Origin of the sequence: uncultured Thiodictyon sp. (assembly GCF_903946935.1) — a bacterium.
GTDB lineage: Bacteria > Pseudomonadota > Gammaproteobacteria > Chromatiales > Chromatiaceae > Thiodictyon.
The window spans coordinates 1-6,260 of record NZ_CAJAXH010000178.1; the positions used below are offsets into that span (position 1 = coordinate 1).

A 6,260-nucleotide genomic window follows, 5' to 3' on the forward strand; every position below is an offset into this window, starting at 1 on the left:
CCGCCGCGGCAAATTACACGATTGCGAGAGACAACGAGGCTGATTCACAGAAAACGCGAGCAGAACCCTCGTTCTCGGTGAAAAAATCTCGCCCTTCGGAGGCATCTCAGAGGACGACACGATTTAATCAGCGCCTCCCTAGCAACGCCATCGTGTTAGTGCAACAGCGGCTGCAAGCGGCCGGATTCGATCCGGGGAAAAGCGACGGGCAGTTGGGCGACAAGACCTATCAGGCGGCCCGGCAAGCGCTACTGGCCAGGGCTCAACAACTCCAACAACTGCCAAGAGACTGGCCGACCTGGGGCGGTGAGCGGCATGCCGTTGCCTATCTGCAACTGCTCTGCCTCGATCAGCAGATCGATACGGGTGTGGTCGACGGCTATTGGGGCCCGCAAACGACCTATGCCGTGGAGGCGCTGGACTATTTCTACCAGAACGGCCAACTGCCGGCGCCCTGGCGGGATAATGAGCCTGAGCCGAGCAATCTCATCGTCCCCGCACAGGCCCAACACTGGCCTCGACAAAAGGATATGGTCAGCTTCTACGGCCAACCAGGTACGCATCAGGTCTCGATCGCCCTACCATACCCGCATCGGTTGGCCTGGGACGTGGATAAGGTTGTCAATAAGTTCAGTTGCCATGAAAAGGTGCATGACAGCCTGGAACGCGTGCTGATAAAGGTCCTTGCTCATTACGGAAAGGATAAGATCAAGGCCCTACGTCTGGACCTCTGGGGCGGTTGCCTGAACGTGCGCAAGATGCGCGGCGGCAGCAGTTGGTCGATGCATTCCTGGGGCACTGCCATCGATTATGACCCGGAACGCAACCAATTGAAGTGGGGCAAGGATAGGGCCAGCTTTGCGAAGTCGGAATACGCTGCGTGGTGGCAGTTCTGGGAAGAGGAGGGTTGGTTGAGTCTGGGCCGCACCCGCAACTATGACTGGATGCACGTCCAAGCCGCCCGGCTGTAACGCCGCCGCCGTCCCCGCCGCCCGGTTTGGTCCGGCGGCGAGCGCCGCCGCGGCGCCCTGGCCGGCGACTGCCCGCCGCACGGCCCCCCGGGGAGGGCCGTGCCTCTGTTAGAATCCCGCCCCTGTCCCACGCCTCAGGAAGCTCGCGCGATCATGACCGTCCGTACCCGTTTCGCCCCGTCCCCCACCGGCTATCTACACGTCGGTGGCGCCCGCACCGCGCTGTTCTCCTATCTCCACGCCCGCAAGCATGGGGGGCGGTTCGTGTTGCGCATCGAGGACACGGACCTGGAGCGCTCCAGCGCCGAGTCGGTGAACGCCATCCTGGAGGGCATGACCTGGCTGGGGCTCGACTACGACGAGGGCCCCTTCTACCAGACCGAGCGCTTCGAGCGGTACAACGCGGTGATCGAGGACCTGCTGGCCCGGGATCTGGCCTACCGCTGCGACTGCCCCAAGGTCCGCCTGGAGGCCCTGCGCGAGGAGCAGATGGCGGAGAAGCAGAAGCCGCGTTACGACGGCCATTGTCGCGACCGCCAGATCGATCCGGCCAGCCCCCATGTGATCCGTTTCCGCAACCCGCTGGTGGGGCAAGTGGTGGTGGACGACCTGATCCGCGGCCGGGTGGTGTTCAGCAACACGGAGCTGGATGACCTGGTCATCCGCCGCACCGACGGCTCGCCCACCTACAACCTGGCGGTAGTGGTGGACGATGCCGATATGGGCATCACCCAGGTCATCCGCGGCGACGACCACATCAACAACACCCCCCGTCAGATCAACATCCTGCGTGCAATGGGGGTCGAGCCGCCCCAGTACGCCCATGTGCCCATGATCCTGGGCGACGACGGGGCGCGGCTGTCCAAGCGGCACGGTGCCGTCAGCGTCATTTCGTACCGGGACGCGGGTTATCTGCCGGAGGCCCTGCTCAACTATCTGGTGCGCCTGGGCTGGTCACACGGCGACCAGGAGGTTTTCAGCCTGGACGAGATGATCACGCTGTTCGACATCGCCAACGTCAACAAGGCCGCCTCCAGCTTCAACACGGAGAAGCTCGATTGGCTCAATCAGGAGTACCTGAAGTCCGCCGATCCGGCGCGGGTCGCCAACCTGTTGCGGACCCACTTGGGCGCGCTGGGTATCGACCCCACTGAGGGCCCGGACCCGGAATTGGTCGTGGTCGCCCAGGCGGCGCGCGCCAAGACCCTGGTGGAACTTGCCGAGATCAGTGCCTTCTGCTACCGGGACTTTGCCGATTACGACCCGGAGGCGGCCAAGAAGCACCTGCGCCCGGTCGCCCGGGAGGCACTGGTCCGGTTGCGTGCCGCCTTCGAGATGATGGCCCTGGAGGACTGGACCCCCGAGCCGCTGCACCGGGGGGTGGAGCGGGTGGCGGAGGAACTGGAGGAGAAGCTCGGGAAGGTCGCCCAGCCCCTGCGGGTGGCCATCGTCGGGCGCGCCGCCTCGCCGGGGATCGATGTCACCCTGCAGCTGGTCGGCAAGGAGGCGACCCTGCGGCGTATCGACCGCGCGCTCGCCTTCATCGCCAACCGGGAGGCGCAGGGCGGCGCCTGACCGACAGCGCCGCGGCGCGCTCCTGTCGCCATGAACAATCCGCTATCATGTGCGGTTGCCGACCACCTGGGAACAAGATGACGCCGAACCAGCCCCGTGAACGATGCGATCGGTCTGCCGATGGAGCGGTGCTGGGCCGGATCGTCTTGGCGGGGCTGTGTGCCCTGTCGCTGCTCTGCGGCTGTGCCGCGCCGCGGCCCGACCGCGTCGGGGCTTTCCCCGGCCCCACGGGCCCGTCGGCGCCCGCCACGCCTCACGGCAAGACCCAGCCGCCGGACCTGACGGTGCCGCCGGCCTCCCAATGGGATGGCCAGCCGTCGGCCGGGGCGGCCCCGGCCGGGCCTGAGGGTCCGGCGTTCACGCCCTTCAGTGCGAACCTGCCGGACCTGCGGCGCGAGGTCGCCTTGATCTGCGGCTCGGCCCGGATGGGTAAGCGCGGGGACGGGCTGGCGCCCCTGGTGACTGACCTTTATCGCTCCGGCGTCGACCCGGCCTTGGCCACCGAGGCCCTGATCCAGGGGGATTGCGGCTCAGTGTCCGCGGTGGTGACTGAGTTGGTGGCCCAGGGCGGTAGCGAGGTGGCGGACCAGGTGCAGCAGCGCGCCCTGTCCCTCAGCGGTTCGCGGGCCGCCGACACCATCCGGGCCGCGGCCGCCGCCGGCCTCGTCAAGGCGACCCCGTCGCCCCCGCCACCGACCTATGGGATGGCCTATTTCCCCTCGGGCGCGGCGCAGTCCGGGGTCGTCACCGCCACCACCCCGGGCGCCCTCTACGGTCATGCCACGCCCGGCTATGGGGTCTATACCTTCGTCCTGCTCGGCGCCGGCTTCGATCCGGCCAAAGAGGCCGATCGCGCCCGTTACGGGGAACTCCTGCGGGTGATCGAAACCTATGTCCTGGCGGGCGAGCAGGGGGCCCACACCCCCCGGGCGGAGGCCCACAGCTTCCTGATCGCCACCTATTCCGACCGCGCGACCGCGCCCGATCTGTCCGCCGCGATGCGTGCCGACCTGGGTCAGTATCTCAAGCGGCACGATCGGTCGGCCCTGGCCGAGCGGCTGACGACACGCCCCGGGCCCTTTCTGATCTCCAGCCTCGAGCCGCGCCTGTTGCCCCGGACCGCAGCCGCCCCGCGGCTGGTCGCGGACCTGTCAGACATCGGTACGGGTTATCTTTATGCCGTGGTCGATGCCTATGACCGGCCCATCCCGCCGGAGCAACAGGGCCGGTCGGAGGCGCTCGCCGCCATCCGCGATCGCCTGCTGGGCCTCTTCAGTCGCCCGGTCCCGGCGGCAGACCTGAGCCCGGCGCTCCCCGATGCCTGGGTCTTCCGGGTGGGCGGGCCACCCCCAGTCGTCGCCGCGCCCGCGGCGATGCCGGAAGCGCCGATGGCCGAGCCGGGAGCCCCGGTGGCCAAACCGGAACTGCCGACGGCCACCCCAGAGGCTACGCCGGCCGCCACCCCAGCGACGCCCGCGGACCCGTTCGCGCCCGCGCCCGCGACCCCCGACTCCAACCCATCAGCCCGCTAACGCAGTGCGCCACTCATGAACCTCACCAGTATCTCCACCCTGCTCCGTTATCTGCTCGGCATCTTCCTGCTCCAGGGAGTGACCGGGCTCCTGGTCTATACCGCGCTACGCACCGACTGGCTGACCACCTGGCCGCTCTATCTCATCCTCGGTGTGGCGATCGGTGTCATGGCCGCCCTGTGGTTCAGCAGCATCGCGGGGGCCGGCCGACACCATGTCGTGGCCCGGGCGGCCGCGCGCTTTTCCAAGGAGCGTGAGCAGCTTCGCCTCAAGGCCGAGCAGCAGCGGATCAAGGATGTCCGCACCGGCGCCAAGGCGGCGCGTAGTCTGGGGGCGGGCATGAGCCTGAAGTCGGCGGTGGTGGTCGGCGGTGCAGTCAGTCTGGGATTGACGATGATGCTCACCCAGTTCATGGCCCTGGGGCTGTTGACGGTCGCCTCCGCCGGGGGCGCTGCCCTGGGTTATGCGGTACGGGTGCGCCAGGAGAAGATCATCGCTAAACGGCAACTGGCAGCGGATGAACGCTCCATGCGGATCATCGAGGTCCCCGAGGCCGTCCCGGCGCTCACCAACCGCAAGCGCAAGCCGCGCGCACGCCCCGACGCCGATGCCGATTTCACTGGTTGAGCGGCGGGGGTTCCGGCGCGCGGCCGGAACCCCGCTGGCTCAAGCCCGCGGCCAATTCACGAGTAAACCATGACGCACAAAGACTGCCCCTTCTGTGACCCGAACCCAAAGTTTGTCGTCGCCGAGTCGCCACTGGTGTTGACCTTGCGAGACGCCTTTCCGGTCGCGCCTGGCCACACCCTGATCTGCCCCCGTCGCCATTTCGCCGACCTGTTCGAGGCCACCGTCGAGGAAATGGCCGAGGTCTGGGCCGCGGTGCGTCAAGCGGCGGCCGACCTCACCGCGGGGGTCGACGGCATTCCCCGACCCGACGGATTCAATGTCGGTGTCAATGTCGGCACCGCCGCCGGCCAGACCGTCATGCACCTGCATGTCCATCTGATCCCGCGCTGCCATGGCGACCAGCCCGACCCGCGCGGCGGCATCCGGCGCGTAATCCCGGCGCGGGCCGATTATTGGACCCCACGGAAGGCGTGAGCGGCGCGAGCGTCATTCCGGCCGGGATGCGGAATCCAGGCCAGGGACGGCAACCATCTTGGGCAGCAGATTGATTGAGAGTCGGCAGCGCCATGAGATTTCCCTACGGTTTGAGCGATTTCGGCAAGATCATCCAGGGCGGTTACTTTTACCAGGATCGCACCGACCGTATTCCCCAACTGGAAGCGGCGGGCGATCAACTGATCTTCATCCGCCCGCGCCGCTTCGGCAAGAGCCTGCTGCTGTCGCTGCTGGAACACTATTACGATGTGAACCGGGCCGAGCAATTCGCTGCACTGTTCGGCCAACTGGCCATCGGCCGGAATCCCACCCGGTTGCACAATCAATACTTTGTGATGAAGTGGGATTTCTCGCTGGTAAAGGCCCAGGGAGCGATCAACGACATCGAGGCGGCGCTGCATCAGCACCTCAACGACCGCATCGCCGCCTTCGCCGCCGATTATGCCGCCCACCTGCCCCGGCCGATCACCCTCCACCCGCATAATGCGCTGTCTTCGCTGGAATCGGCCCTGACCGCCACGCGCGCCGCCGGGCGTAAGATCTATCTGCTGATTGACGAATACGACAATTTCGCCAATGACGTGCTGATGGCCGGGCGTAAACAGGACTATTACGAAGCCTGATCGTGCGTCCGGATCAGCGGGGCGTGGCCGCGCTCGATCTGTTGTTTGAATTCAAATATGTGGGACTCAAAGAGCTTGGGCTCACCGGGGAGTCGCTACGCGTAGCGACCCGCGAGGCATTGGCCGCCTTGCCCCCGGTCGCGGCCAAGCTGGATGAGGCGGCGGCGCAAGCGCAGCGCTACGGTGCGGCCCTTCGGGCGCGTTATGGCCTGACCGACCTGCGGCTATTTGCGGTGGTAGGGATCGGTCTGGAGCGGGTAGTCTGGCGGGTGGTGGAGCCAGCGGCGGAGCCTTGATCCTAGCAGCCTGTCGGACTTGATGGCGTAACCGATTGATTAAACAGGAAAACGACTTTTTGGCGCAAAAGAGGAAACTCTTTGCATTCAATCGGTTGCATCACTAAGTCCGACAGCCTGCTAGAAAGAGCAGTTGTC

General features: G+C 66.4%; 7 protein-coding genes. All 7 read left to right on the forward strand.

Annotation, left to right across the window (positions count from 1 at the left end; all coding sequences use genetic code 11):
• A partial coding sequence (locus QZX93_RS15455) for a M15 family metallopeptidase (RefSeq protein WP_295389801.1) occupies positions 1 to 971 on the forward strand: 971 nt, incomplete at its 5' end.
• Between the two features lie 153 nt (positions 972 to 1,124).
• Positions 1,125 to 2,546 carry a glutamate--tRNA ligase gene (gene gltX, locus QZX93_RS15460; protein ID WP_295389803.1) on the forward strand — a complete coding sequence of 474 codons (1,422 nt, stop codon included), beginning with the start codon at positions 1,125 to 1,127 and terminating at the stop codon, positions 2,544 to 2,546.
• Positions 2,547 to 2,623: 77 nt separating this feature from the next.
• Positions 2,624 to 4,078 carry a hypothetical protein gene (locus QZX93_RS15465; protein ID WP_295389805.1) on the forward strand — a complete coding sequence of 485 codons (1,455 nt, stop codon included), beginning with the start codon at positions 2,624 to 2,626 and terminating at the stop codon, positions 4,076 to 4,078.
• Between the two features lie 15 nt (positions 4,079 to 4,093).
• Complete coding sequence (locus QZX93_RS15470; protein ID WP_295389807.1) at positions 4,094 to 4,705, forward strand: hypothetical protein; 612 nt, start codon at positions 4,094 to 4,096, stop codon at positions 4,703 to 4,705.
• Between the two features lie 69 nt (positions 4,706 to 4,774).
• Positions 4,775 to 5,182: an HIT family protein gene (locus QZX93_RS15475; protein ID WP_295389809.1), complete on the forward strand. Its 408-nt coding sequence runs from the start codon at positions 4,775 to 4,777 to the stop codon at positions 5,180 to 5,182.
• 92 nt (positions 5,183 to 5,274) lie between these two features.
• Positions 5,275 to 5,826 carry an AAA family ATPase gene (locus QZX93_RS15480; RefSeq protein ID WP_295389811.1) on the forward strand — a complete coding sequence of 184 codons (552 nt, stop codon included), beginning with the start codon at positions 5,275 to 5,277 and terminating at the stop codon, positions 5,824 to 5,826.
• A gap of 23 nt (positions 5,827 to 5,849) precedes the next feature.
• A complete protein-coding gene (locus QZX93_RS15485) occupies positions 5,850 to 6,122 on the forward strand; it encodes a hypothetical protein (RefSeq protein ID WP_295389813.1) in 273 nt (90 codons plus the stop codon).
• Positions 6,123 to 6,260 lie beyond the last annotated feature (138 nt).

Excerpts from the sequence above, each read along its gene's own strand:
- QZX93_RS15475 (WP_295389809.1), top strand. The coding sequence starts at position 4,775 with ATGACGCACAAAGACTGCCCCTTCTGTGACCCGAACCCAAAGTTTGTC.
- QZX93_RS15480 (WP_295389811.1), top strand. The coding sequence starts at position 5,275 with ATGAGATTTCCCTACGGTTTGAGCGATTTCGGCAAGATCATCCAGGGC.
- QZX93_RS15465 (WP_295389805.1), top strand. The coding sequence starts at position 2,624 with ATGACGCCGAACCAGCCCCGTGAACGATGCGATCGGTCTGCCGATGGA.
- QZX93_RS15470 (WP_295389807.1), top strand. The coding sequence starts at position 4,094 with ATGAACCTCACCAGTATCTCCACCCTGCTCCGTTATCTGCTCGGCATC.
- gltX (WP_295389803.1), top strand. The coding sequence starts at position 1,125 with ATGACCGTCCGTACCCGTTTCGCCCCGTCCCCCACCGGCTATCTACAC.